The 26,953-nt window shown below is 54.6% G+C and carries 28 protein-coding genes; 22 read left to right on the top strand and 6 right to left on the bottom strand.

Annotated elements, in window-relative coordinates; genetic code table 11:
• Nucleotides 1–161 precede the first annotated feature (161 nt).
• Nucleotides 162–731 carry a GIY-YIG nuclease family protein gene (locus tag IG168_RS16240; protein WP_193165547.1) on the bottom strand — a complete coding sequence of 190 codons (570 nt, stop codon included), beginning with the start codon at nt 729–731 and terminating at the stop codon, nt 162–164.
• A 927-nt stretch (nt 732–1,658) separates the two neighbouring features.
• Between IG168_RS16240 and IG168_RS16235 the strand changes: the two genes are divergently transcribed.
• The 7 genes from IG168_RS16235 to IG168_RS16205 all read left to right on the top strand — a co-directional run bounded on the left by IG168_RS16235 (nt 1,659) and on the right by IG168_RS16205 (nt 8,889).
• Nucleotides 1,659–2,105: a nuclear transport factor 2 family protein gene (locus IG168_RS16235; RefSeq protein WP_193165545.1), complete on the top strand. Its 447-nt coding sequence runs from the start codon at nt 1,659–1,661 to the stop codon at nt 2,103–2,105.
• A 90-nt stretch (nt 2,106–2,195) separates the two neighbouring features.
• Entirely contained in the window at nt 2,196–2,582 is a 387-nt protein-coding gene (locus IG168_RS16230; protein WP_193165543.1) for a VOC family protein, read from the top strand.
• A 719-nt stretch (nt 2,583–3,301) separates the two neighbouring features.
• Complete coding sequence (locus IG168_RS16225) at nt 3,302–3,748, top strand: SgcJ/EcaC family oxidoreductase (protein WP_193165541.1); 447 nt, start codon at nt 3,302–3,304, stop codon at nt 3,746–3,748.
• Between the two features lie 41 nt (nt 3,749–3,789).
• Complete coding sequence (locus tag IG168_RS16220; protein WP_193165539.1) at nt 3,790–4,380, top strand: YdeI/OmpD-associated family protein; 591 nt, start codon at nt 3,790–3,792, stop codon at nt 4,378–4,380.
• A 386-nt stretch (nt 4,381–4,766) separates the two neighbouring features.
• Nucleotides 4,767–6,041, top strand: a complete 1,275-nt coding sequence (locus IG168_RS16215) for a cytochrome c (protein WP_193165537.1) — start codon at nt 4,767–4,769, stop codon at nt 6,039–6,041.
• Nucleotides 6,042–6,083: 42 nt separating this feature from the next.
• Nucleotides 6,084–6,584 carry a (2Fe-2S)-binding protein gene (locus IG168_RS16210; RefSeq protein WP_193165535.1) on the top strand — a complete coding sequence of 167 codons (501 nt, stop codon included), beginning with the start codon at nt 6,084–6,086 and terminating at the stop codon, nt 6,582–6,584.
• The gene (locus tag IG168_RS16205; protein WP_193165533.1) at nt 6,577–8,889 is read left to right on the top strand and encodes a xanthine dehydrogenase family protein molybdopterin-binding subunit; all 2,313 of its coding nucleotides are present in this window, start codon (nt 6,577–6,579) and stop codon (nt 8,887–8,889) included. The genes IG168_RS16210 and IG168_RS16205 overlap by 8 nt, the downstream gene beginning before the upstream one ends.
• Nucleotides 8,890–8,933: 44 nt before the next feature.
• On the opposite strand, the gene IG168_RS16200 is transcribed toward IG168_RS16205, so the two are convergent.
• Complete coding sequence (locus IG168_RS16200) at nt 8,934–9,083, bottom strand: hypothetical protein (protein WP_193165531.1); 150 nt, start codon at nt 9,081–9,083, stop codon at nt 8,934–8,936.
• 360 nt (nt 9,084–9,443) lie between these two features.
• Here IG168_RS16200 and IG168_RS16195 point away from each other — a divergent pair, with 360 nt between their 5' ends.
• From IG168_RS16195 to IG168_RS16185, 3 genes are all read left to right on the top strand, one after another.
• The gene (locus tag IG168_RS16195) at nt 9,444–9,992 is read left to right on the top strand and encodes an NUDIX hydrolase (RefSeq protein ID WP_193165529.1); all 549 of its coding nucleotides are present in this window, start codon (nt 9,444–9,446) and stop codon (nt 9,990–9,992) included.
• A 147-nt stretch (nt 9,993–10,139) separates the two neighbouring features.
• Complete coding sequence (locus tag IG168_RS16190; protein ID WP_193165527.1) at nt 10,140–10,448, top strand: hypothetical protein; 309 nt, start codon at nt 10,140–10,142, stop codon at nt 10,446–10,448.
• 199 nt (nt 10,449–10,647) lie between these two features.
• The gene (locus IG168_RS16185; protein WP_193165526.1) at nt 10,648–12,222 is read left to right on the top strand and encodes a phytoene desaturase family protein; all 1,575 of its coding nucleotides are present in this window, start codon (nt 10,648–10,650) and stop codon (nt 12,220–12,222) included.
• A 163-nt stretch (nt 12,223–12,385) separates the two neighbouring features.
• On the opposite strand, the gene IG168_RS16180 is transcribed toward IG168_RS16185, so the two are convergent.
• On the bottom strand, nt 12,386–13,708 hold the full coding sequence (locus IG168_RS16180) for a hypothetical protein (protein ID WP_193165524.1): 1,323 nt from the start codon (nt 13,706–13,708) through the stop codon (nt 12,386–12,388).
• Between the two features lie 400 nt (nt 13,709–14,108).
• Between IG168_RS16180 and IG168_RS16175 the strand changes: the two genes are divergently transcribed.
• Both IG168_RS16175 and IG168_RS16170 read left to right on the top strand, forming a co-directional pair.
• The gene (locus tag IG168_RS16175) at nt 14,109–14,753 is read left to right on the top strand and encodes an NAD(P)H-binding protein (protein WP_193165522.1); all 645 of its coding nucleotides are present in this window, start codon (nt 14,109–14,111) and stop codon (nt 14,751–14,753) included.
• Between the two features lie 169 nt (nt 14,754–14,922).
• A complete protein-coding gene (locus IG168_RS16170) occupies nt 14,923–15,510 on the top strand; it encodes an exopolysaccharide biosynthesis protein (RefSeq protein WP_193165519.1) in 588 nt (195 codons plus the stop codon).
• On the opposite strand, the gene IG168_RS16165 is transcribed toward IG168_RS16170, so the two are convergent.
• From IG168_RS16165 to IG168_RS16155, 3 genes are read right to left on the bottom strand one after another with little or no spacing between them, the layout of a single operon-like run.
• Nucleotides 15,507–16,106: a CPBP family intramembrane glutamic endopeptidase gene (locus IG168_RS16165; protein ID WP_193165517.1), complete on the bottom strand. Its 600-nt coding sequence runs from the start codon at nt 16,104–16,106 to the stop codon at nt 15,507–15,509. The genes IG168_RS16170 and IG168_RS16165 overlap by 4 nt on opposite strands.
• Nucleotides 16,107–16,138: 32 nt before the next feature.
• Entirely contained in the window at nt 16,139–16,681 is a 543-nt protein-coding gene (locus IG168_RS16160; protein ID WP_193165515.1) for a GDYXXLXY domain-containing protein, read from the bottom strand.
• Entirely contained in the window at nt 16,678–17,991 is a 1,314-nt protein-coding gene (locus IG168_RS16155; protein WP_193165513.1) for a DUF2157 domain-containing protein, read from the bottom strand. Before IG168_RS16155 ends, IG168_RS16160 begins: the two co-directional genes overlap by 4 nt.
• A gap of 265 nt (nt 17,992–18,256) precedes the next feature.
• On the opposite strand from IG168_RS16155, the gene ahpC reads away from it, so the two are divergent.
• The 10 genes from ahpC to IG168_RS21010 form a co-directional block, all read left to right on the top strand.
• Complete coding sequence (gene ahpC / locus IG168_RS16150) at nt 18,257–18,823, top strand: alkyl hydroperoxide reductase subunit C (protein WP_193165511.1); 567 nt, start codon at nt 18,257–18,259, stop codon at nt 18,821–18,823.
• Between the two features lie 283 nt (nt 18,824–19,106).
• Nucleotides 19,107–20,708: an alkyl hydroperoxide reductase subunit F gene (ahpF, locus tag IG168_RS16145; protein ID WP_193165509.1), complete on the top strand. Its 1,602-nt coding sequence runs from the start codon at nt 19,107–19,109 to the stop codon at nt 20,706–20,708.
• Nucleotides 20,709–21,086: 378 nt separating this feature from the next.
• The gene (locus tag IG168_RS16140) at nt 21,087–21,389 is read left to right on the top strand and encodes a hypothetical protein (protein WP_193165507.1); all 303 of its coding nucleotides are present in this window, start codon (nt 21,087–21,089) and stop codon (nt 21,387–21,389) included.
• Nucleotides 21,390–21,529: 140 nt separating this feature from the next.
• A complete protein-coding gene (locus IG168_RS16135; RefSeq protein ID WP_193165505.1) occupies nt 21,530–22,030 on the top strand; it encodes a hypothetical protein in 501 nt (166 codons plus the stop codon).
• A 76-nt stretch (nt 22,031–22,106) separates the two neighbouring features.
• Complete coding sequence (locus tag IG168_RS16130) at nt 22,107–22,799, top strand: hypothetical protein (protein ID WP_226877058.1); 693 nt, start codon at nt 22,107–22,109, stop codon at nt 22,797–22,799.
• A 115-nt stretch (nt 22,800–22,914) separates the two neighbouring features.
• Entirely contained in the window at nt 22,915–23,958 is a 1,044-nt protein-coding gene (locus IG168_RS16125) for a hypothetical protein (RefSeq protein ID WP_226877057.1), read from the top strand.
• Nucleotides 23,959–23,984: 26 nt separating this feature from the next.
• Nucleotides 23,985–25,061 carry an RES family NAD+ phosphorylase gene (locus tag IG168_RS16120; protein ID WP_193165502.1) on the top strand — a complete coding sequence of 359 codons (1,077 nt, stop codon included), beginning with the start codon at nt 23,985–23,987 and terminating at the stop codon, nt 25,059–25,061.
• Between the two features lie 255 nt (nt 25,062–25,316).
• Nucleotides 25,317–26,015, top strand: coding sequence for a restriction endonuclease (locus tag IG168_RS16115; protein WP_193165500.1), 699 nt, complete (start codon nt 25,317–25,319; stop codon nt 26,013–26,015).
• A gap of 137 nt (nt 26,016–26,152) precedes the next feature.
• Nucleotides 26,153–26,461 (top strand): transposase, encoded by a 309-nt coding sequence (locus tag IG168_RS16110; RefSeq protein WP_226877056.1) that lies wholly within the window; start codon nt 26,153–26,155, stop codon nt 26,459–26,461.
• An 8-nt stretch (nt 26,462–26,469) separates the two neighbouring features.
• Nucleotides 26,470–26,953, top strand: a 484-nt coding sequence (locus tag IG168_RS21010; protein ID WP_226877061.1) for a DDE-type integrase/transposase/recombinase, incomplete at its 3' end; no start/stop codon positions are given.

Below are 26,953 nucleotides of genomic sequence, written 5' to 3'. Positions count from 1 at the left end.
TGGGGCAACTGCCAGACTGCTCTTTTGAGCGACATGACAGTGGCAGTAGAACCTAGTTGACGTTTGGTTTCGCGAAGGCGACAGGGCAACCGATAAACTATTGAGCGAACACGAGCAATAGTCTAATTAAATGAGCGAATGGGTACGCTTGACGCTTCAAGTCAACGCTTTCCCAGGGTTGAACCCCGAGCATCCAGCCCCGCCAGGATCGCCTTCATTTCAGCAGCCTCTTCCGCCGCCCGCTTTGCTTTGGCGGCGGCGATGGCCGCCTTTTCAGCCTCAATGGCCTCCTTGATCTTCCTCTCTTTGGCGGCACTGCCGGTACGACCACTCGCCAACTTTTCCTTGACCGGTTTGGCCGGCACCCGCGAATTGACCGACGCAGAAGCCGTCTTCACTGCTGCGGATCGGGACTTGGGCTTTGGAGCCAGGGAGGCCTTGGTGGTGCCGGGCCGGACCGTTCTGATCCCCGCAAGACTTTTACCACCGTAAGTCTCCAGCGCCTCTTCCACGAGCATCTTCAGCTCTGTGGGATCCTCGGCAACTGCGAACAGGCTCACCTCAAAGGCCTCAGGGCCAAATGACTTTAGGTCCCGATAGAACGGATGGTCGATACCAAGCTCAAGCGCGTCCTGAAATTGTTTGAATCGGGCCTCTGGTGACACATCCTCACGCGCAGTGCCTACCCAGACATCGTCCGTCGCCTCATTTACAAGAGTAAATACAATCATACAACCTCAAACAACACGCCAGTGACCGCCGATTCAGACTGCTCTGAAAAGGCTAAAAAGCCGCGCATTCTAATGAGTTAAAAATAAAAGTGCAGTCTTGACTTGGGCGAAAACGAAACCGATTTGAGCCTGCCAAACCGGTGGCGTCCGACGAGGAGGTTGATCGAAAAACAACCAGATATAGGCGACCCGGCAATTTACGCCGACCAGCGTGATACGGCTACCCCCTCCGAATCCCTGCCGGGCCCTTATGCGTGGTATTTCAGCCCGTCAGCCCCCCCTGCCAGCTCACATACCTCGGTCGCATGGATGCAAATCATCACCTTGTTGACACCACTATGACCCAATGACTCCTCTATGTTCAGAAGGTCGTTATCGGCGGACAAGAACCTGGATGCAAAAAGACAGAACGTTGTGGCAGCTCGCCCTCTTCCGCACCCCCTAATCCATCACGGCCAGTGCACTCATAAACGCATGCAGACGCGTCCATAAAGCGCACCGCCCTCCCCCTGGAACGGCACGGGAATAGCTTCAAAGATCACTCTCCACATAAGTTCAAATTGATTATTTATTTACACCAGATAAATAACGACCAGATTAATCTAAATAATTCGGCCACTGCGATTGAAATTCGTGTGACTGATGAGCAAATCCAAAAAATTACATAAGGCGAGGACGAAGAAACGAAGGTATACGCTGTGGCGATCCACACAAAGAATTAGTACAAATGTATCACCCGATTAATGATCTTGACGGCACGGGCGATTATGGACATTCTGACGTCACTTTTATCTGCAAGTATCAGATAATTTATGACCGTTAGCACCACGATATAACGGTTACTGTCTGGTAATAACTGTCGACACAACTATAAGAACTTATTGATCACAGGAAACTCCATTCTTGCCTAACCTGAAAGAGGCTTATATGAAATCCGTCGTACGTATAACAATGGCTTTTGGTTGCATTCTTTTTAGCCTACAAACCTTTGCGAAGGAAAGCCCTGACTCTGAAGAGATCAAATTGCTTGCTGCAAACTACGTAAAGGCACAATTCACTTTTGACCAAGATTCACTTGCACAAATTACGACTCCCCAATTTGTAGAAATTTCCCCCAAAGGTGAAGTAGACGAACGTTCGGCATTCCTGGAATTTTACGCACCTGAAAAGAAGGTTATGTCACCACCCTACACCATTACCAATGTAACAGTGCGTGAAAATGGGAGTGTTGCATTTATCTCGCAAGTAATCGGATTAGCGCTGGGATCAAAAAACGTTGAAATGACCCAGGGGTTATCGGCAGTTAAAACTGAACAGGGATGGAAGCTAGCTTCTTCACAGACCACGCCGAGACCGCCTAAAAACAAGCCATAAAGCGACCGCAGTTGGTTACCAATACTGGGTAACGGTAACCATTCCCTGCAGGACAACCGTCATATCAAACACGGGACATTGGAGGTTCACATGAAGCGAGTCACCGGCATCGGCGGCATTTTCTTTAAGGCTAAGGATGCACCTGCTCTGCAGGCTTGGTACAAGCGCCATCTCGGTATCGATGTTCAGGAATGGGGCGGTACCGCATTCACCTGGACCGACTCGGATGGCCAGCCCACAGACGGAACGACAGTCTGGTCCATTGGCCCGGAGGAAAATGACCAGTTTGCTCCAAGCAGAGCCTCATTCATGGTCAACTACCGCGTTGAAGACCTTCGCGCTGTGGTCGCGGCACTCAAAACGGAAGGATGCAATGTCCTCGACAAGATCGATGATTCTGAGTACGGCAAGTTTGCCTGGGTCATCGATCCCGAGGGGAACAAGGTCGAGTTATGGCAAGCACCTGCTGGCCAATGAACACACCCAGGCTCTGCGAAGCAGCATGCCACCCAACCTGACGTCACTGAGGGATAGTTTACTTTATGCTCCTTTGTGTTTTTTGGTGCGTCTTTGTGCGTCTCTCTACGCTAGCACTCTCACACAAAGCTACGTAAAGTAACCTGCCCCAGCGCACGTCGTAATGCATAATTACCACCAGCAAGAATTACGCGACTATAAGGATTAAACATGTTTGTATCGCGGTGGAGTTGGAGCTGGAGCCCCAGGCCCAAAGTGCATTTGGCCATTGCCATAATGATGATCCTGGTTGCACTTACCTTATTTTTTGTCTCATTTTCGTATTCGCATAGACAGGTCACGCAAAACCCAATTGTGGATGGCATCGTAGTCGATAGTGTTCCCGGGGCTGACGGCCTCCACACGCCTATCATTGAGTACAACTCACCTACTGCAGAGACCAAGAGGTTTAAGTCAAAGCTTTCTACCAGGCCACAATCCTATTTCATAGGAGACCACGTAAAAGTTATATTGGTTGGCCCGACATTAAAACCAAAGCTCAATAACTTTTTTAGCGTTTATGGTTTGAGCGCTTTTTTCTTACTGTTTTCTTCGATATGCGCCATCGGCGCCACAGCAGTCTACTTTATTCGAGTCAAAGGCAATAAAGCGTAATAACTTACAGCAATCGCACTCTGCGATACTGTCACTTTTTAAAGATACATTTAGGTCGCAGGATTATGACCACTATAAATAAACCTGAAGATGTGCCTGTTTTATTCCAGGCAGCCTGGAATGCACACGACATTAAAGCGCTCGGTAGCCTATTCGATGACGATGCCACCTTCGTGAACCGTTTTGGGCACTATGTTCAAGGAATTGATGAGATAGTCGCTCTCCACGATCCGATTCATAAAACGATATATAGTGATTCCACGCTTGAGAATGAGCTGATTGATATCAAACCCGTTTCTGAAGGAGTGGTAATCCTACATTTTTGGAGTCGTTTAAAAGCAGGCACTGCTCACCCAATCGGGCCACATGAGATCGACACCGTGATCCTTGCTGTCCTGACGAAAAAGAATAAAGTATGGCATATTCAAGCGCTTGAAAATGTAACACTCACAGATCCGAGAACCGGCGAGACAGTCTTGCGCGACCAGATAAATACCTGGCAGGATATTTGACCATAAGTCCTACACATAAACGTATTTTTGGTAGTCAAACAATGGATAACAGAAACCCCAATATCGATAGATTTCTGGACAAGTCCGGAAAATGGCAAGGCGAGCTCAAGATGCTGAGAGCAATCGCACTGGGCTGCCAGCTGACCGAAGAATTGAAATGGGGCAAACCCTGCTACACGTCACAGAACAGCAATATCGCGATATTGCAGGGATTCAAGGATTTCTGTGCGATTTTGTTTCCCAAGGGAGCACTGTTGAAGGATCCCGCGGGCATTCTGGAAAAGCCAGGCGAAAACACACAGTCGGCCCGCCGTATTCCGTTCAGGAGCACACAGGAAATCGGCCAGCTGGAAAAGACCCTGAAAGCATACCTGCAAGAGGCTGCCGAGGTGGAAAAGGCCGGCTTGAAGGTGGAATTCAAGGAAACCAGTGATTTCGAGATTCCGGAAGAGCTGCAGATCAAGATGGCAGAAAGCCCGGATTTCAAGGACGCCTTCTTCAATCTGACGCCCGGGCGCCAGAGAGGCTATCTGCTCTATTTTTCCGCTGCCAAGCAGTCAAGAACCCGCACTTCCAGGATCGAGAAACATATGCAAAAGATCCTCGACGGCAAGGGCTTGAATGATCGCTAATCGCGTGGACAGGGCTGTGTGCGAATATATGCGCCCTGTCCTCTAAATACCAGCTCCATACCACTGGCGCGCCTTTTCACGCTTTTGGCCGCAAGGCCCATATCACCTACCGACCGGCGATTAAATCAACCCATCTCATTGCGGATCCTCCCGTTTCTACAATAAGTAGAGGTTTCTGGCGCCCTTTATCCCACACTTTTTTCCCACTGTGCTCTGTCCTGCACGGTAAGTGCTATAACGTGACGTGGATTCCGCTCCATTTGCTGGCCCGTTCAAGTCGGTATCCGGCCGCGTATTTGCCCCCTGCTCTACCGGGGTCGGCCATTTGCGTTCACCCAATAATTCTTGCGGAATCCTGTTCCGTCTTAGCCCAGGGAGTTCCCGCAGTGGTTAAATCGCTAACAATTACAATCCTGGCCATTCTCACCGGGTGGCTTTGCCTCGCGATTTGGCAGACCCCGCTGGATGCCAGCGAAGACAATGTCACCCCCACATCGACTCCGGAGCAGGTAGAACACGGCAGAATCCTGGCCGGCATTGGCAATTGCGCCACCTGCCATACGGCCAGCCTCGATAAGCCCTATGCCGGCGGTCTCGATTTCCCTACGGATTTCGGCACCCTCTACTCCGCGAATATCACGCCGGACAAGGAAACCGGCATCGGCGACTGGTCGCGGGAAGCCTTCATACGTGCGATGCGCAAGGGTGTGGCTGCGGACGGCTCCTATCTCTACCCGGCCTTTCCCTATACCCACTTCAAGAACATTACCGATGAGGATCTGGACGCGCTCTACGCCTACCTGATGAGCCTGGAACCAATTGCTCAAGAGCCTCCGGAGAATGAACTCCGCTTTCCCTTCAATCTGCGCTTTCTCCAGTGGGGCTGGCAGTTGCTGTTTTTCGATGACGAGCCGCTACAGCCGGACCCCGAACGCAGCGCCGAGTGGAATCGAGGCGCCTACCTGGCCGAAGGCCTGGGGCATTGCACTGCCTGCCACTCCCCACGCAATGCGTTCGGTGCGGAAAAGAAAGACAAAGCCTACGCCGGCGCCCTGGTCGATAACTGGTATGCACCGGCCCTCGATGCCAGCCAGCCGGTTCCGGTGCACTGGGACGAGAAAAGCCTGTATGCCTATCTGCGCACCGGCCAGAGTGATTACCAGGGGACTGCCGTCGGCTCCATGGGAGAGGTAGTACACAAGGGGCTAAAGGTGGCGCCCGATAAAGATATCCGCGCAATGGCCGCTTACCTGGCCACGCTGGGCGGACAGAGCACAGTCGGCGGAGAAAAAAACGAGGCAGCCAAACTGATAGAAGCCGCGCACCAGCGCGTGGCGACCAATCGCAGCCGCGGTGAAGAACTCTATATTTCCGCCTGCGCTGCCTGTCACTTCAATGCACCGGAAAATCCGCGGGCACTGCGGGCGGAGTTGAGCCTCAACAGCGCCGTCACCGCTGACGATCCCAGTAATCTGCTGCGAGTAACCCTGCAGGGCGTGGCCGCCAACGAGGGTACACCGGGCATTGTCATGCCGGCCTTCGCGACATTCAGCGACGACGACATTGCGAACCTGGCGGAATTCCTGCGCAGCCGCGCGGGTCGTCCGCCCTGGAGCGATGTCCATGAGCGTCTCAAGGACCTGCGACAGTTGCAGAATTAACCGGATCCCTATTTCCAGATCCCCTGCGGGGCGGGAGCACACATGCCGATTCAATTTCAGATCAACGGGAAGGCCACAACAGTAGATGTGCCGGAAGACACACCGCTGCTCTGGGTAATCCGCGACGACGTCGGACTGACGGGCACCAAATTCGGATGCGGTATCGGAATGTGCGGCGCCTGCACCGTACACATCAACGGCCGCGCGACACGCTCGTGCATTACTCCCGTGGGCAGCATTGCCGGAACCGCTGTCACGACCATCGAGGGGCTGACTCAAGGTGGCAATCACCCGCTTCAGCAGGCCTGGGTCGAAGCGCAGACGCCCCAGTGCGGCTATTGCCAGCCCGGACAGATCATGCAGGCCGCCGCCATGTTACGGGAATTCCCCAATCCCACCGATGACCAGATCGACCAGATAATGAGCGGAAACCTGTGCCGCTGTATGGCTTATCTACGCATCCGCGAGGCGATCAAGATAGCCGCTGGCAATATGCAGGCGGACGCCGCCGAAGGGGCGGCGGGAGGAAATGGCCATGCTTAAGTTTCTCACGGACAAAACCGCCCCAACGACAGACGAGCCCCTCTCGCTCAGCCGCCGCGGGTTTATCATCGGTATGACCAGTGTTGGCCTGACCCTGGCGTTCACGCGCTCGCCCCTCAGCTTGGCCGATCCCACGACGGCAGTGGCCGAGGGTGCTTTCGAACCCACGATCTGGTTTCAGGTGAACAAGGACGGAAGCATTATCGTCAACATCACCAGGGCGGAGATGGGTCAGCACATTGGCACAGCCCTCGCCCGCATCGTAACCGACGAACTGGAAGCCGACTGGGACAAGGTATCCCTGCGCTATGTCGACAGCGACCCGAAGTGGGGTTACATGGTGACCGGTGGCAGCTGGTCGGTATGGCAGAGTTTCACGCCGCTGAGCCACGCCGGTGCCGCGGGGCGGATTGCCCTGATCGAGGAAGCCGCCAAACGCCTGGGCGTACCTGCCGACCAGTGCAAGGCCCGCAACAGTCGGGTGATTGCCGGTGACAAATCGATCAGTTACGCCGAGCTCGTCAGTGACGGACAAATCAGCCGCAGTTTCAGTGACGAAGAGCTGAAAAAAATGCCGATCAAACCGGCCTCCGAGCGCCGGGCCATCGGCAAGGATACCCGCGCGCTGGACATCCCCAGCAAAACCAACGGCGAGGCGCTGTATGGGCTGGACGCCAAAGTGGACGGCATGGTCTACGCTCGGCCGATCATACCGCCCACCCGCTACGGCTCTACCATCGGTAAAATCGACGACAGCGCCGCCCGCAAAATCCCCGGCTACCTGCAGACGATCCAGCTGGAAGACCCGACGGAAACCGTCCAGGGCTGGGCCATGGTGATTGCCGACAGCTTCCACGCCGCCACCACCGCGGTAGACCAAATCAAGGTGGACTGGACGCCGGGAGATACGGCCAACGTGGATGAGCAGGCGCTGATCGATCACGGTTTTGCGCTCATCGACAAGCCGGAAACCGGTGTTGTGGTGGTGGATGACGGCAACGTGACAAAAGCCTTTACCGAGGCCGAAAGCATTCTGCAGCAGGAATACATTACCCACGGCGTGCTGCATTTCCAGCTGGAACCGGTCAATGCGCTGGCACTGGAGAAAGATGGCCGCTGGGAGATCCATACCGGCAACCAGTGGCAATCCCTGATCCTGCCGGTACTCGCCAAGGCCCTCGGTGTTTCCGAAGACAAGGTCGTCTTGCGCACCTATATGCTCGGCGGCGGCTTCGGGCGGCGACTGAACGGCGACTACACCGTTCCCGCCGCGCTGGCGGCAAAGGCACTGGGTCGCCCGGTCAAAATGGTGCTGACCCGAGAGGACGACATGCGTTTCGACTCGCTGCGCTCGCCGTCGGCACAACGCGTCCGCTTCGCATTCAATGCCGAGGGCGAAGTCACCGGTATGGAGCACCATGCCGCGGCCGGCTGGCCCACCCAGGTGATGGCGCCCTCTTTCCTCGCGGACGGCATATCCGGTGGCAAGTACGACCCCTTCGCCATTCAGGGCGCATTGCACTGGTACAGCGTCGGCAGCAATCGCCTCAGGGCCATCTCCAACGACCTGGCCAATGCCACCTTCCGCCCGGGCTGGCTCCGTTCCGTTGGATCCGGCTGGGTAAACTGGGCACTGGAAAGCGCAATGGACGAGGCGGCCCACAAGGCGGGACAGGACCCGGTCGAGTTCCGCCTGTCACGACTGAAAGCCGTGGGCAAAAACGCGGGCTCCGCGCCCAATTCCGTGGGCGGTGCCGCACGGCAGGCCAATGTGCTGCGGCGGGTGCGCGAAATGTCCGGATGGGGCAGCCAGATGCCCACAGACACCGGGCTGGGCGTGTCCACCTCCTACGGACAGGAGCGCAACATGCCTACCTGGACAGCCTGCGTGGCCAGGGTTCACGTCGATCGCGAGACCGGCCGCCCGACAGTGGAAAAGCTCACGCTGGTCACCGACGCCGGTACCATCGTGCATCCGGACGGTGCCCGCGCCCAGGTGGAAGGGGCTTCCCTGTGGGGCCTAAGCATGGCGCTGCACGAGGGCACCCACTTCGAAAATGGCGGCGTCGTCGATACCAACCTCAATACCTATACACCGCTGCGCATGCGCGATATTCCGGAAATCGAAATTGCGTTTATCGACAGTACGGAAACGGCCGTCGGCCTCGGCGAACCCGCCACGACTGTGGTTGCCCCGGCGGTTGCCAACGCTATTTTCGCCGCGGTGGGGGTTCGCATGCGCGAGCTGCCCATCCGCGCCGACGCCATACGCGAGGCGCTGCAGACAAAAACAGACACTGCATAAGCAGGCCTGCCCTCTGCACTTCAACGATCAGTAGATCGAGCGGCTCAACGGCCGGCGCGGCGCAGTACGCACACCTGGTCTCCGTAGTAGTTGTCGGCGTAATTGCATTCGGTTCCAGCCGCTGGGTTTCCAGCGGCTGGCTTATCGGCTCTGCTGGCTGCGGGTTTCTTCAATATGGATGCGATGGTTTTCACGGTGGCCTCCCGGCTTGTTCTTTCATGACACCGAAGACTAAGGCAGTGCTCCCGCACGGTTAAATGGATTTTTTAACTCGGCATGATAGCCCTAGCCTATAAGTGGACATCTTCATATACATCATAACTATTGGCTAAATAAGAGCCCTTTGTCCGCTCCCTGGATCGATCACCGAGCGGGTCAACACCGGGATTCCCCTGAGACAGCCCCAAGTGGCGCGGAAAAAGACCTCGTGGCGCAGCCGATGGCACTTCGGGTAGAGGCGTTCCCTCTGGGCGGTCAATTTGGTGACGAAGGACTTCCATCACTTTGTACAAAATGCCACTATCAGCCGGTACACTTTTAAAGCCGTGTTCTGAATGCGTAGTCTCAAGAAAGTTTTTAAAGGTCTTCTGCTTTTCGCCCTGCTTTCGGCAAGCGCCTTTGTTCTTTTCCCGAGCCTGAAATACAGCCTCTACAAGATTCTGCCCCCGGACATCCGCTGGGACATCTCCTATGCGGTCAGTGACAAGTTCCTGATCGGCATGGTCTATTTTGTCGAAAACAATGGACAGCTGCTGCTGGTCAAGCATTCCTATCAGGACAAGTGGGGCCTGCCCGGCGGCTGGGTAAACAAGAACGAGTCCTTTAAACAGTCTGCCCAGCGGGAACTGCGCGAGGAACTGGGCATTGGGCTGGAAAACATTGAAGTGCTCGAGGTTCACAAGATTCCCAATTCGCGCGTGGTCGACATTGCGATTCGCGGAGAATTAAAGAGCCGCGACATCACGCTGCGCGACGGGGAGGTGGCGGAATACCGGTTTTTCTCCAAGGATGACCTGCCCAGCGACATCCTCTACACACACAAGCCCTATATCAAAAGGTATCTGCTGTCTGACGGCAATCGCGAAAAAGTGGTTGTCCACTGAGCGGACCGCTTCCGAATCACCCCTGAATAAACATGACTGATTTCGGGTAAGCCTGGGCATTTCCCGCGATCATCGATATACAATGGCGCCTGAAATCAATCACACTTCAAACTGCGACTTATTGATTCGCGAGACCGGTAGGGACTCATGTCTGTAAAAGAATTGATGGAAGTCTATCTCGCCCACCAGTGGGCATTTATCCCACTCATCATGCTGTTGTTCATTGGGCTGACATTGTTCTGGTTTGGAGGCTGGCTGGCAGCACTGACCGCACTGGGGAACAAACGCTGGCTTTGGGGAATTTCCTCAATCTTTCTCGGCCCCCTGACCGGCCTGCCCTACGCCCTGCTGCACAAGGAAGCGGAATATCCACAGTCCCTGATGGTCAAGGGCCTCGGCCTGCTGCTTGCTGCGCTGGTCCTCACGATCGTTGTGTGGTTCGTGGTCAGCGGCTGACACATTCATTCCGGCCCGAGACCCGGGATTCCAGTTGTTCGTCCCTTGATCCGGGCGGCCCCGCCCCTATTAGCCAGTATTGCGGAACGTGAATGCTGGCAGCGCCCCGGTCAAATCCCTGTGGAACTGCGGAAGCCTTTTATTCCGCGAGAAACTGCTTCAGAATCGGGCAGTTCCCTATTACAACAATAAAGTAGTTATGCAAGACGTAATCATTATCGGCGGCGGCCACAACGGACTGGTCTGCGCCTGTTATCTGGCCAGGGAGGGCAAAAAAGTTACGGTACTGGAGCGACGGTCTATCGTCGGCGGTGCCGCAGTCACCGAGGAGTTTCATCCCGGTTTCCGCAATTCAGTGGCCAGCTACACGGTCAGTTTGCTGAACCCCAAAATCATCCAGGACCTGCGCCTGCACGAACACGGCCTGCAGGTGAAACTGCGGCCGCAGTCGAATTTCTTTCCTCTCTCCGCCTGCGAAAGCCTGTCGTTCCACCGTGGATTCGCCGAGACCCAAGCCGAGATCGCCCGCTTCTCAGCCAGGGATGCGGCGGTACTGCCGGAATTTTACGCAATGCTGGAAACCGTGGCCGACGTGTTGCGGGAAGAACTGTTGCGCACCCCGCCGAATGTGGGCGGTGGTTTGGCGGATCTGGTGCGCGCCGGCAGTTTCGGCTGGCGAGCGAAAAAGCTGACCATGGCCCAGCGTCGCGATGCGCTGGATTTGTTCACCAAGAGCGCTACCGACGTACTCGACGCCTGGTTCGAAAATGATCACGTCAAGGCCGCCTTTGCGTTCGATTCGATTGTCGGCAATTACGGCGCGCCCAGCACACCGGGATCCGCCTATGTACTCCTCCACCATGTATTCGGTGAGGTGAATGGCGAGAAAGGGGCCTGGGGACATGCCATTGGCGGTATGGGCGCGATTACCCAGGCGATGCTGAAGGAGGCCCAGCGGCTGGGCGTCGAGGTGCTCACCGATGCCGAGGTGGCCGAGGTCTTGGTGGAAGGCGGCAGAGCTGCCGGCGTGCGCCTGGCCGACGGCAAGCAGCTGAAAGCCGCCAAGGTCGTGTCCAACGTGGGCCCCAAGTTGCTGTTCTCACAACTGATCGATCAGCAGCACCTGAGCGAGGAGTTCCAGCGGCGGGTGCGCGGCTTCAAAGTGGGCTCCGGCACCTTCCGCATGAATGTGGCGCTTTCCGAGCTGCCGGACTTTACCTGCCGGCCGGGTACCCAGCTGCAACCACACCACCAGTCCGGAATTGTGATCGGCCCCAGCATGGATTACCTGGAGCAGGCCTACCTGGATGCCAAGCAGTTCGGCTGGTCGAAGCAGCCCATTGTGGAGATATTGATTCCCTCCACCGTTGACGACTCCCTGGCACCGCCCGGACAACACGTCGCCAGCCTGTTCTGCCAGCAGTTTGCGCCGCAACTGGCCGACGGTGCCAGCTGGGACGATCACCGCGAGGCGGCCGCGGACACCATCATTGACACCGTCACCCGCTACGCCCCCAATTTCAGGGATTCTGTGATAGCGCGGCAGATTCACTCGCCGCTGGATCTGGAGCGCAAATTCGGATTGATGGGCGGCGACATTTTCCACGGTGCCCTGGGGCTCGACCAGCTGTGGTGCAACCGGCCGTTCATGGGGCATAGCGACTACCGCACTCCAATTCCCGGCCTGTATATCTGCGGGTCCGGCACCCACCCGGGCGGCGGCGTGACCGGCGTGCCCGGTTACAACTCAGCGCGGGAAATCCTCAAAGACTGAGACGCTACTACAGCTTGCCTTGATGGCTGTAGAGCTGAAATTGCATCAATCGGGGCCTCGGTGGATCGAGGCCCCAATTTCACGATCCGCTAACCATCAACTATCAACCACCAACCATCTAGCCAATATCTCTGTTGGCTGAAATCGCGCTCCCACCCTTCCGTCAATTGGAAATGCCGCACTCTGAAGTCTCTTCCGGGTCGCTACCGGACTTCGCGTTCAATAAGAGAAAACTCATCACGTGCAGATCCTCAAAGCGCTTTTCGTAGGGCGGAAAGCTTTCCACTCCATGCGGAAAGGCGTTCAGGTGACAGCGCGCACAACTAAACCCTTTCTGTGTGTAGGTCTCTAGTGTCGTATTGACGAGATTCTGCACATTGGAACGTTGCGGCCCGGGAATACCTGGCCCCAGATGGTAGTTGGGCGTTTTCAGGTTCTTCTGTTGGGTACCGATCAACTGATAGTACGACCAGACGCTGTCTTTCAATAGGGCCTGATATTTGAAATTCACCATCTGTACGGCCGGCGGAATCCGCGTCACCCGGGAGACATTGACCATCTCCCGCTCTTCCTGCTGAATCCACGGATCTCCCTCCTTGTAGGGCAGCGGGATTACGCCCGCGACACCGCCCTCTCCATTGACCTCGTAACCATTGGGGTATCGCGCTGGTCGGCCGTGTTTGCCACCGGGGTTGAGTGCGGGGTGGGCGGGCACCGGCAATGGATCGCCAAATCGCTTGCGAATACGCACGTTGTCGACTTGCTCAAAGGTGGACGGCAAATGGCCGAAAGGCGTCACCCGGTGGATATGGAATCCAACCAGCCCCATCAGGGTGGGCTCACTGAGAGAACCATCCGGCAGTGGGAACTGCAGGATGCGACGGAAATATCTCCCGGGGATATCCGGATTTTCCCCCTCAGTTTTCAGTACTTTCCACGCTGCTTTTATTTCCGTCATGCCCTGTTGCGCATAATCCGGCAGCTTGTCCAGGTAAAACTCGTTGCCGTTCGGCAGCGGCTGAAACCGGCTGGCATTGTCCGACGGCGAAGTGGCTGCGGGCGGTGCGGCATTGTGCTTGTTGGCATACCAGATATATTTTTTTACGGCCTCGGCCTGCTTGTCGGCATCGTAGTATTCGAACTGCTTGATATAGTCGAAATATGCCTGGTTCTGAGTCACCTCGACCCGGAGGTAATTCCTGTTTTGATCGACAACCGGACCGGTCGGCACATTCGCACTGGTATAGGGCTGGTTGATGCCCGGTGTGAATGGTCTGCCGTAGGCGTAGCTCTGGGTATAGCACGGGGGCCTGCTTATGCGCTGTAGCCCGGTGAAGTCCGGCAAGTTCCAGCTGACCGGCCACTGTTGCGGATGCACGAATACCGTCTGTGGCGACATGTAGGTCTCCCAGACGACGACATCGCCCGGGGTATCGGTGTTCAATATGGGTGCCAGCGGCTGGGAGGGATCCGGTTCACCACGCAACCCGCCAACTTTATAGGGCCAGTTAAGTGCAATGAATGTTCGCCACGCGAAGTCATAGACTTCGACTTGACTGGGGTCAGCCGATGGATCGACAGGTACGGGGGATGAGCGAAAACGCTGATTCACGTCGAAGGGCATAATCCACGGTTTATCCCGTAGATAGGGCGAGGCAAGTGCACTCTGCTGCAGGAGAAAGAATACCGACCAAACAACCAGGACCCGAAACCGCAATACACCCGAGTTCATGAGCTATCCGCCTACGTGGTACATCTACCCCTCTGAGATAAAAAAAGCGTAGACTTCCCCGTGCGTGATTAGGCGCCAGTAGTGACAAGAGCGGTATTGTGGCGCAGACATCAACAATCCTACGCGATTTATCAGAAAGGTTTCCAGTTTCCCCATGGCAAGAAAAGCACTCATCATCGGTGCCACCGGCCTGATCGGCCGGCACCTGACCGACCAACTCGCTGCCGCCGGGGAGATCGATGAAGTAGTCACTTTTACCCGACGGCCGTTCCGGCATCCCTCGCCGAAGGTGCACAACCACGTGGTCGATTTCTCACGTCTGGATGACCACGCAGCGCAATTCACCGGTGATCTGCTCTTCTCCTGCCTCGGCACCACACGCAAACAGGCGGGCTCCATTGCCGCGCAACGCGAGGTGGATGTGGACTTTCAGCTCCACGCGGCAAAGCTCGCCGCACAAAACGGAGTTGCACATTACCTGCTGGTTTCCTCGAGTGGAGCGAACCCGCAAAGCGGCAATGCGTACCTGCGCATGAAAGGTGAACTGGAGCAGCAGGTAATGGCGCTGCCGTTTTCCCGGATCAGTATTTTCCGGCCGTCGCTATTATTAGGCACGCGCGATCATTTACGCCCAGCGGAGAAACTCGGCAGCTGGCTGCTTCCGCTGCTGTGTGCCCTGCCCGGCCTGCGCCGCTATCGGCCAATACCCGCAGAGCAGGTCGCGGCCAAGATGATCGCGGTCAGCCGGAAAGCCGGCCCGCCTGTGCAGGCCTATACCCTGGATGAGCTATTCCATTAAGCCCCAGCCTGATAACGCGCTCATCGGAATTGGCGAAAGACTAAAAAGACGCCGCAAACAGCCCCGGCTGCCAAATGCAGGCCAAGTGCGGGGCAAAAAAACGCATAATGAATAGTATGAGCGGCACTGTTTAACCACCGGCTCCAACCATGTCCACGCAAGCAATCCAATGCCCTACGAGTTCGCAAGCCTACAGGAATTACTGGAACATATTTCGCAGACAGCCTATCACCGCAAGCGGGTTTCACTGAACCTGGTGCTGCGGGCGGTCGGGCGCCGCTCTTTTGCGCCGCTACTGTTGCTGGTGGGTATCATTCTGTTCTCGCCACTAAGTGGAATACCCGGCGTACCCACAACCATGGCGCTATTGGTTCTGCTGACAACAGTACAGCTATTACTGAGACGGCAGCATTTCTGGCTGCCACAGTGGCTACTGCGCCGCTCCATCTCGAAAGAGAAACTTCAGCGCGCACTACAGTGGCTGCAGAAACCCTCACAAGTCGTCGACCAATGGCTGCAACCGCGGCTGGTTTTCCTGGTGAGGCGTACCGGGACTTTCTTTATCGCGCTCATCTGCACGGCCATCGCCCTGGCACTTCCGCTTATGGAGTTCGTGCCCTTCTCGGCCACCATCGCCGGTGTCGCGCTGACAGCATTCGGCCTCGCCCTGATCGCCCACGACGGCCTGCTGGCAATCATGGCCTTCAGTTTCACCGCGCTGGCGCTCGGCACAATCGCATACGGAATCCTGGGTTAATCGCGCGGAGACAACCGGATACCCAGGGAGTGCGGGTACTTTACCAGCGCGGCGATGGCGAACAGGTCATAGAGGCCATGCCATACGGCGACCAGCAAAAAGCTCTGCGTCAGCCAGTAAGCGAAACCCAGCAGCAGGCCGACGATCAGCGTTGCGATAAAATAGGTCAGTGACGCCGCGTGCAGCAGGCCAAAGATAACGGACGCGGCAACAATACCCCAGAGCGGGCTGCTGAGATATCCAATCCAGGGCTGCAGGAAACCGCGGAACAGCAGCTCTTCACAGATACCAGCGGCGGCCGCCGCCAGTGTGATTTGCATCCAGTTAAAGCGTGCAAACAGTGTGTGCAGTGCTGCGCAGTGATGTCGCAGGGCTGCGCCCGCTGCACTGTCTGAGCGGGTGATCCACAGCACTACTGTGTAAGTCAGCAGCGCCCCGAGTGCTCCGTACAGGATCGAAGCGTATCCCGTGGCCCCCCAGAGAGTCACTTTGGTTCCGGTCAACAGGAGACCAACCAGTGCCAGGCCCAGGGCGACCAGCTGAATGCCCATGACCAGGGCAAAAACATTGGAAAGCTGCTGACCGGGAGTACTCATGCACTTGTTCTGTTTAGGATGTTAGCGACAATTCAGGGCTGCCCATTCGCACCCTTCTCGTTGGGAATAACGTCTTTCAGCCGCGCACTGCCACCCGCAGAGACCATCAATATGGCGATGCCGCCATTGCGCAGATTGCTTTCGAGCCCCAGCGCCTTCTCTTTCGGTGCAAAAAACGCCTCGATACCGTAGTGGACGCGATAGTAATCGGTGGAGCCCCGCAGCCAGTTGCCGGTAATCCGCCCGCGCAGGAAGGGTCTCTTCTCCGGCTTGTCCAGACTGGCACCGGCAAATTCGTACAGGCCGCCTTTGCCTGGCTTCAATGATACATAAACGACTTCGCCCTCGCGCAGGTTGTCGCGGTCGGCAAAGAGCGATGTCTTCAGTTGCGAAATATCGTATTGCAGGCGCGCATAGTTGCCGCGAAACATGGAGCGCGGATCCACCGGAATGGTTTTCAGGCGGATTTCCTCGCCGGTCCACAACGGCAACTGGGCATTGAAATAGATACCAATCAGTATCAGGAATTGCAGTGCGATGGCCGCGGCGAGACCAACCTTTATTCTGCCGATCATGCTCCGCCCTCCCTCTGCTGGTGGTGCTTCCAGTAACGCGCTGCCAACAGCAACAGGACCGCAAAGACGGAGAACAGCAGAGCGCCCCCGATATAGTCGCCGATCAGGTCGATATAGCGCAGCAACGCGGTCACCAGCACCGCGGCCAAACCCAGGAAGAAGTAATGGGAAATGCCGCCCTGAATGCCCCGCACGATCAGCCAGACTCCGCTGGCCACCAGGGCGAGGTTGGTCACCACCTGGAAATATATTGCGTGATCCGGATTGCGGGAGAGCAATACGGCAATGAGTGGTAACCACAGCGCCGCCAGCAATCCCGCCGCCCACGGCAGGCCCGCCCTACCCGCCAGCGCAATCGTCGCCGCGCCGAAGGCCAGCAATACCAGCCACATGGACAGCCAGTGTTCCCAGTCAGCGTCCAGCAACGACCGCCAGGGGCCGGCAAAACTCATCACCAGCAGTAGTACCAGGGTGAAGCGCAGACACCAGACCGAGATCACCGCGGCGTAATCCCGCGCGGATGTCGATGCCCGCTGGTTCAGCCACTGACTGAAGACAAACAGCAGAACGAACAGCCCCGCTCCCACGGCGACATTTTCCGCGTGCAGATCGAACAGAAAGAAATCGGTCGACTGGCGCCAGAAAGCCGCGAGGGAATATTCCACCCAGAATCCGATACTGGCCACGATGGCCAACAGCAACACAATGCTCGGTGGCCCGCGCCACAGTACGAACAGTGCCGCAAGCACAAACAGCGGGAACAGCGCCGGGTAAAACCCGTAGGTGACCTCGAGGAAAAACCACAGCAGGGCCAGCAGCAGCGCCTGCAGCGTGAGCCACGGATTGCGTGTCAGCAACGCAAACGGCAGGCAGCCGAGCGCCCACCAGAAGATGCCATCGGGCATGTGCTCGCCCAGGTGGTAGATCTGCGCAATCAGGATAATGGACGCACCGAAGAACATGTTGCCGAGCAGAAAGAGACCGACACCACCACTCCTGTCGCCGGAGAGGTAATGACGCAGCGCCAGGCCCTGGGTCGACACCGTCAGGGCAATCAGGCCGCCCATACGCAGTGCCCGGGGAATTTCGTCCCAGTTGGCGCCGAGCAGCGTAATGATGGCCAGGCCGATAAACAGGTAACCCAGCCCCGTCAGCACGTTGTAGCCAAAAGAACGCTGCTGTACCTGGTGGTAGTCCACCGCATAGCGCTGGCAGATCTGTTCTGCCTGGGGCTCGCTGATCAGCCCCTCCTCCACCCAATCGGCGGCTTCGCGCGCCAGGTCATTCTTCAGTAAACGGATCAATCGCATGCGGCTGCCACCCTCACTTGTGCCGCACCAGCTCTCTGTCCCAGGCTGGCGCAGCGGTCACAGAGGCTGAGTATCGGCAATGGGCTTCGCCGGCGCAATCTGTCCCTCCCGGGAAAACGCCGAAAAACTATTGCCGACATCAGACTAATGAGTCAAAACTATCAGGATCATTAATATAGATTATTTTTATTAATCAATAACCAACCATAGTATTACCTCCGTTCCAGACAACTTCATACCCAACACAGTGAACGAGGAGAAACCTATGTCTCGCTACATCGAATCCGAACTGAAACCTTTCAACGCCAAGGCCTACCAGTCCGGCGACTTCTTCGACATCTCCGACGCCGACGTCAAAGGCAAGTGGGCGGTGTTCTTCTTCTACCCGGCCGACTTTACCTTCGTCTGCCCCACCGAGCTGGGCGACCTGGCCGACAACTACGAAGAGTTCAAGAAACTGGGGGTTGAGATCTACTCCGTTTCCACCGACACCCACTTCACCCACAAGGCGTGGCACGACACTTCCGACACCATCGGCAAGCTCCAGTTTCCGATGATCGGCGACCCCACCGGCACCATCACCCGCAACTTCGGCGTAATGATTGAAGAAGAAGGCATCGCCGACCGCGGCACCTTCGTGATTGACCCGGAAGGCAAGATCCAGATCGTCGAGATTACTGCCGGCGGCATCGGCCGCGACGCCAGCGAACTGCTGCGCAAGATCAAGGCCGCCCAGTACATCGCCGCCCACCCGGGTGAAGTGTGCCCGGCCAAGTGGAAAGAAGGCGAAGAAACCCTGGCGCCGTCCCTGGACCTGATCGGCAAGATCTAAACCGGGATTTCTCCCAACCCGGCGCGGCCAGTGGGCCTTGCGGTTAATTCAGTAACTAAAGCGCACAGCCACAGGCTCCAGGGCAAGGCGAGAATGCGCAGGAATAGCAACGCTATTTCAAGCTTTCTCAACGCTGCCATGGGGCCTGAGGCGAAGCGATCGGTTACAGAATTAGCCGCAGGGCCCACTAACGCCCGCCCCTCTTCTCAACGGGACCCCCATCTCATTTGTGCCCACCTGCGGGTGGGCCTTTTTTAACGCACGAACTGAACAGGACACACCGATGTTGGACGCAAACCTGAAACAGCAGTTGGACACCTACTTGCAGAATATCGTCGAACCGATCGAGATTCGTGTGTCCGGAGACAACAGCCCCAAATCTACCGAGCTGGAAAGCCTGGCCGATGAAATCGCCGGCCTGTCCAGCAAGATTGAAACCCACAGCGGCAGCGCCAAGCGCACGCCCAGCATGGCCATCGCCCGCCAGGGTGACGAGCCGCGGGTCAGCTTCGCCGGTATTCCGCTCGGCCACGAATTCACCTCCCTGGTACTCGCCCTGCTCCAGGCCGGCGGCCACCCGTCCAAGGCCGACCCGCAACTGCTCGACCAGGTGCGCAACCTAAAGGGCGAGTTCCACTTTGAAACCTATATTTCGCTGTCGTGCCAGAACTGCCCGGACGTGGTCCAGGCGCTGAACCTGATGGCGACACTGAACCCGAACATCACCCACGAGATGATCGACGGCGCCCTGTTCCAGGAGGAAGTGGAACAGCGCAACGTGATGGCAGTGCCCGCCGTGTACCTGAACGGCGAGCACTTCGGCCAGGGCCGCATGAGCCTTGAAGAGATTGTCGGCAAGCTGGATACCGGCGCCGCCGAACGCAAGGCCGCCGCGCTGAGCGAGAAAGAGCCCTACGATGTACTCGTGGTCGGCGGCGGCCCCGCCGGCGCCGCCGCGGCCATCTACGCAGCGCGCAAAGGCATCCGCACCGGCCTGGTGGCCGAGCGTTTCGGCGGCCAGGTGATGGATACCGTCGGTATCGAGAACTTTATTTCGATGCCCTACACCGAGGGCCCGAAACTCGCCGCCAGCCTGGAGCAGCACGTGAAGGAATACGGCGTGGACATCATCACCGAGCAGCGCGCCGCCAGCCTGAACCGCAACGGCCTGCTGGAGCTGGAACTGCAGAGCGGTGCTACGCTATCAAGCCGCGCGGTGATCCTCGCCACCGGCGCGCGCTGGCGCGAACTGGGCGTACCCGGCGAAGCCGAGTACAAAACCCGCGGCGTGGCCTACTGCCCGCACTGCGACGGTCCCTTCTTCAAGGGCAAGCACGTGGCGGTAATCGGCGGCGGTAACTCCGGCATCGAAGCCGCCATCGACCTGGCCGGCATCGTCAAGCACGTCACCGTGCTGGAATTCGCCGACACCCTGCGCGCCGACGAAGTGCTGGTGCGCAAGGCGCGCTCGATGGACAATATCGACATCATCACCAACGCGCAGACCACGGAAATCCTCGGCGACGGCAACAAGGTGAACGGCCTCACCTACACCGACCGCGCGAGCGGCGACAGCAAACAGCTGGAACTGGCCGGCGTGTTCGTGCAGATCGGCCTGGTGCCCAACACCGAGTTCCTGCAAGAAAGCGAGCTGGAGCTGAACCGCGTGGGCGAAATCGCCATCGACAGCCGCGGCGCCACCTCGATGGAAGGCGTCTACGCCGCCGGCGATGCGACTACTGTGCCCTACAAGCAGATTGTGATCTCAATGGGGGCGGGGGCTACTGCGGCGCTGGGGGCCTTCGACTACCTGATACGTTCGTCCGTCAGCGAGGAGGCTGGACAGGAGAAGCCTGCCCCAGAGGCGTTGGCCGCCAGCGCATAATCCACTGCACACAATATAAAGGCGGCAGGAGCAATTCCGGCCGCTTTTACTCCCTCCCCTTCACTCACCGTTCAAGTTTTCACCTATCCAGTTTATTTTCACCTGTCTACTGCCTGGCAAAATGATCATCGCGACCGATATACGGCCCTACTGCCAAATTCAGTGAGAAATCCCATATAAAATAAAGCCTTATGGTGCTCCGCGAAAATGCGGATATGAGGCGCGGCGACCGCTTATTCTATTCCGCACCAACGTACCACCTAACCTGCAAGCTTGACGCTGTGGGCGTTGCAGCGCACTCTTGGTCAAATTGTCTCAACTGAGAAATGGGATGTGGGATATTGGTCGTTGCGACCACGATATAACTGTTAAGGTTCCATGAAGCGAGTTCCAACAATTTTTCTATCTATCTGCATTCTTGCTGGATGCTATAGCGAAGAACCAAATGAAGTTAATCTTCAAAAACCGGCAGATCAGATTGAGTTTGGAAACACCTTTCGTCTTGGCGGAGATGAGCTAATGGCTCAGTTTGAAGAGGCTCTAAAAAGTAACAATATTGAGTACCGTACAAACCCTGACGGAACAATCAGTTATCACGAGAGAGATAGCGAGCAAGTTCAAGTTGTTTTAGATGCAGTTTTCTTAAAATATCTAGAGGCACGTAAGGGTCGTAGAGAGTAGCACCTTAACAAGCAGCGGCAGAGCGACAGCCAACGCTACGCACCTTTTGTGTTGCTCGCTGACGCTCAAACATTAACACAAAATGCGCTCCGCGCTGGCTGCGCCTGCGCTGGGCGTTAGCTTTCTAATCGAGCAAGAGCATGGAGAGAGATATAATTGAAGAGATGTTTGCAGAGCGGGTCTGCAATCCGCTTGAGTGGTTTAAGCATTCAAGGTCTCTGCTTGCGGCAGCAAGGTCAACGAGAGAGCGAGCAGATGTATTAATCGACGTTCTTGAGAAGTCTGACTTAGAGAACGTGGCAACCATGCTGTATGGTTTCTCACTAGAGAATCTGTTTAAAGCAATTTGGACGCTAGAGAAATTTGGGCCTCCTCATAAAGAAAGCTGGGAGACAGTTGCGAGCTTTCCTCCTGAGCTCAAGACACATGACCTAGTGAAGCTGGCGAGCATGGTCGATGCTGATCTAGTCAAAGAGTATGAGCTTTCTCTCTCGTTGCTTTCCGACGCATCCACTTGGAGTGGTCGGTACCCCTGCTCGTTAAGGGGCGATGAAGGAACAAGGGTGAGGTGGCCAAAAATCAATGACGACGCCGAAGCTATATTCAAGGCCTATAGTAAGCCCTTTACCACAATCAGCTAACAATCGCAACCACAGCGACGGCTTTTCCGTTACGGCTGCGCCTTCACTACAAAGCCGCGCGTGCTGCGGGCGTTAAATGAATATGCCGAACATTGAAGATAAGATTAAAGCGTGGAGCCAATGTTTGGTTCCCTCTCTTGATGCTGCGGGTTTATATACAAGAAATCCTACGGCACATAAGTGGAAAGCACCTCTTAGAAGCTATGCCTTAAGAGAGTCAACTGCGTGGCGGACTCAAGATCTGTTAGAACAATCGCTTATGTTGTATAACTCGAATAACTTATTGGGCGCGCGAATTTTGTTAAGATCTGCGTTCGAAACGGTGGCAGTCTTAATTTATTTAAATCAATTAACCAAAAAAGTTTTACATGCCAAACTGAACTTTCACGATTTTTCAGATAAAACATCTAAATTACTGCTTGGGTCTCGCGATGGATCAACGGACCATCAATCAATAAATATCATTACAGTCATTGAGAGTTGCAACAAACGTTATCCCGGCATTAAAGACCTTTACGCTGCTTTATCCGAAAGCGCCCACCCTAATTACGAGGGGATAAGCATAGGGTATTCAACACTAGATGAAGAGAAGTATATCTCTCAGTTTTCAAATAGATGGTCCTTTATGTATAAGGATAAACATCTAAAGGCAGTGGAGTTATGCGTCGATACCTTCTTTGATGAATACGATAACGAATGGACAGATTTATTTGATAAGCTGGAAGCATGGATCGAAACAAATGATGAAACACTTGAAGCCGGGAAGTAAATCATTTAACAAACCAAGCCAGCCGAAACTGCGGGCAATGGCCTTGAAAAACAGGCCATTAAAACGCCCGCAATTCGGCTGCCTGGGGCGTTAGGCTTCACTAGAGAGAATGGAATTGAATTTAATCTTTGCGCACTTTTTCTTAGCTGTTCTTTTGTTCTTTGCCCTAAATTGGATTGGCAATCATTCAATTCATGCTGGCTATATTCGCATGTCTGTTTTGGCAAAAGCAGATGAAGCCCCCGCTTTTAACTTCTTGTACCGAGCTTTTTCACCGGTTGCCTATATCACTGTCGTGTCTGCAATATCTTACATGCTGCAGCAAGACTGGATAGTGACCGATATATATTTTGTCGTGGTGTACTACTTTGTGTTCCGGCTGGTATTTAATTTGGCTACCGGTAGAGGGAAGCTGCTAAATTGGGTAACACAGGTTGCTTATGTTCTTGTGTCTATACCAATGTCATATTACGTATACGATACCCTAATAGTACATAAGGAGTTTTTGTTCCCTACAGCAAAGGAACTCGGCAGTGCTGTGTGGCTGGCAATAGTCGCTTACACATATCATACCTTTAACAGTGTGAAGCTCTCGGATGAAAGAACTAAAGCGCGCAAAGCGAACTATCTCCAAGACCGATATGTAACTTATGAGAATCTATACGGTGAGATAATAGAGGGAATTGCCGAGACCAAGAGGCAGGAGGCTCTAATTTATGCGGTTTTAATCGTCGAGGCTTTCAATCGCCCCAAGTTATACCGCCTGATAGAAAATTTACTCTTCTACTTTGGTTTTGCTAAAACACTGGGAATTATGCAAGTTACGACTGAAAGATATATAAATGATGAGGAGAGTGTTCGCCTTGGCGCAACCAAAATTGTTGAGGATCACCTTCAAGCAAAATTAAAGGTTGAGGCTCGTAGGTATCCTGGTGGGTCTTGGGCAATTCGCAGAGAAGTATTGGAGCTATACAACCCGGACGGCGAATACATACGTGAAGTCGATGGTCTTTACGATGAAATCGTAAGTCAATTTTACCCTGAAGAAAAAACTGATTGGGAAGCCGAGATCGAAGAGTCAAATAGGCCACGCCAGAATGATGAAGAGCCTAACAAATCAAGCCAGCGCTACGCCAGCGAAGCTGGCGCATCTGCTTGAGGCGTTAGGTGAATACGGATTTGAGCATGACTGAAGATATAGAGCATGATGACTTGCCCATTCTCTGTTCCGATTGTTTCAAGGACGAAGGGCTAAAAATTGATGCATTAAAGAGAGGTCTGGAGTTACAAGAACCATGCCCAAACTGTGGAAGCCTCAAAGGGCGTAAGCTTACGAAAAAGCTTATCTTAGGTGTCGCTTGGAGATTCTTTGTTAGCGGGACAACCATACGATGTCAATATGGTGCAGCTCCAGTTATACAATTCAATGAACATCGCTATGGCAAAAGCGATATATCGCCTTCAGCGTGGCTTAAAAATGACATCAAATTAATTGAAGACGCTGCGAGGATTGGATTCTTCCATTATGGCCCCCGCCTTTGGATGATTGGCGAAGTCGAGCCTCTCAAAGCCTTAGAGGATGTTACGACGCGTCAGAACATCATTGACCGAATACTTAATGAATACCCAGAAAGAACTCTCGCAAAAAACGAGAGGTTCTATCGTCTTCGTGTCAGTCCAAATCGTCCAGATGATCCGTTTGAATATGACAGCCCACCTATTGCCGTCGCGGGTAAAGGTCGCTTAGATTCAACCGGATTCCCAGTCATGTATGGGTCACAGGATATTGATGTCTGCATCCAAGAATGCCGCGCCGCAGCGGAAGATGATATTTACGTGGCCACCCTGGGGCCACTCCGTGATTTGCGCCTCTTAGATTTGACCCATGTTTTAGAAGAAACATGCACAGAATTCGAAAGTCTGGACATGACAGTCCATATGCTATTTCTCGCGAAGTCTCATTCATACGAAATTTGTCGAGCGATTGCGGTAGCTGCGAGGGACGCTGGATTTGATGGTGTAATCTACCCTTCATTTTTCAGTTTAATTCGCACAGGGGGGCATCCGTTCGAGACGACCTATGGCCTTTCCTTACGTCGATATCATCCAGAGCGTGAAAAATATGCTCAGGCATACACGATTGAAAACTTCGCATTGTTCGGGCGCCCACTGGAAAATGGGTTGGTGAATGTGGAATGTCTCAATCGATTAATTCTCACTCAGGTAGGATATCAGGGGCATTTTGGGCCAGTCACATATTAATATGCGGCGAAATAGACAAAATTTGCCAAGGCTCTAAGAAATTAATTATCCGTGATTATTTTACGTTAATAGTAGGTATATCGTTGTGGATAACAACTTGCTTTCGGCATATAAAATCACCTAACAATTTGCTGTACTCGAACCCAACTACGCGCCGCAAGCCTGTGGTTTGCTGCGCAAACTTCACCACAAGCTTGCTCTGCTCCGTTGGGCTGGTAAGCAAGGCGTTAGGTTCACATACAGTAAGGCGCATTAATGAAAGCTTGGAAACAGTATCAAGAAGATGCAGCTGAGTATTTCAGGTCGATTGGGCTGAATGCATCTACAGATGTAACTGTGAAAGGCGCACGAACTAAGCATGACGTTGATGTGTTGGTTACGTCGCATTATGTAGGCTTCGATATAACTTGGGCGGTCGAATGTAAGCACTGGAAAAACCCAGTGAATAAATTACATGTTCTAGGCCTTAGGGAAATAGTGTCTGATGTAGGAGCTGACAGAGGTATTTTGCTTTCTGAGTCTGGCTTTCAAAGTGGTGCAATTGAAGCTGCAAATCTTACAAATATCCAGGTTACTTCACTCGCGAACCTACGAGATAGTGCAAGCGAAAGTATCTATGCCATGAGGCTAAGAGATCTTTATGATCGTATTGCCATCTGCAACGACCGCTACTGGGATATTCCTAAAGAAGATAGAATCGAGCACGGTCTAAGACCTGATGTAGGTGAGCATAATTACTCTGGAGCTAGAGTGATTAATCTGTGTACAGATCTATTAACTCGGGCATTTCGTGGCGTATATCCATTTGAAAGTGAAGATATTCAAGCGTTTTTTCTATTTAGAAGGGGTAGACAATTCGAATCACCCAAGGAAATCGTTGAGATAGTTGATGCTCAAGTATCTGAGCTTGAGGAAAAATTGAATTCATATGAAGCCGTCACATTGAAAGCCTAACAAAGCCAGCCAAAGGGACCAAAAAACCGCCGCTTCGCTCTGGTCTTCGACCCTGATGGCGGCGTTAGCCCCAAGACTTACCCACGTTTAGTAGACACTCTGTATAGTTAGGTTTCGGCCTAATACGGAGGTGTACCATGGGTAAGAAGAGAGCTCAGGCGTATACGGAAGAATTTCGCAGAGAAGCGGTCAAGAGGGCGGAGAAGCCCGGGGCTACCACGGCTTCAGTGGCTAGAGAACTTGGTGTCAGTGCCCAGCAGATCTACAACTGGCGGCGACAGTTCAATCGGCTCTCAGAGAAGCAATTCAATAGCCTGGATGGGGTCGATTACTCCAAGCAGGAGAGCGCTGAAGTGCGCCGTCTGAAGAAGGAACTGCATGAGGCTCGTCAGGAGGTCGAGTTTCTAAAAAAGGCAGCTGCGTACTTTGCGAACCACCAAGAGTAAAGTACGCACTGATACGCGAGCATGTAGGGTTGTACCCGATCCGCTTGATGTGTCGGTGCCTGGAGGTATCCGCTTCGGGCTATTACCGTTGGATCAGCCGAGAAGAAAGCCCTCAGGCGATCCGTAGGAAGTGGGTTACGGAGCGGGTGAAGGACACCTTCGAGAGCTTCAAAGCCCGCTATGGTGCTCCCAGGATCGCCCGTGAGCTGATGGAGGCAGGGATACCTTGCTCTACCAACTATATCGCTGGAATCATGCATAAAGAGCATATCCGGGCGAGGAACGGTAAGGGCTTCCGTTATAGCCGGCCAGTCGAGAGTAAGGTGAACGTGGCTGCCAACCTGCTGAAGCGCTGCTTCCAGGTGGATCGCCCTAACCGACGCTGGACGAGTGACATTACCTACATCTGGGTTAGAGACCGCTGGCTCTATCTCGCGGTGGTGATGGATCTGTATTCACGACGCATTGTCGGTTGGGCACTGGATACCCAGA

The sequence above is a fragment of the Microbulbifer hainanensis genome, assembly GCF_014904735.1.
Taxonomy (GTDB): Bacteria; Pseudomonadota; Gammaproteobacteria; order Pseudomonadales; family Cellvibrionaceae; genus Microbulbifer; species Microbulbifer hainanensis.
This window is presented reverse-complemented; position numbering and strand designations above follow the sequence as displayed.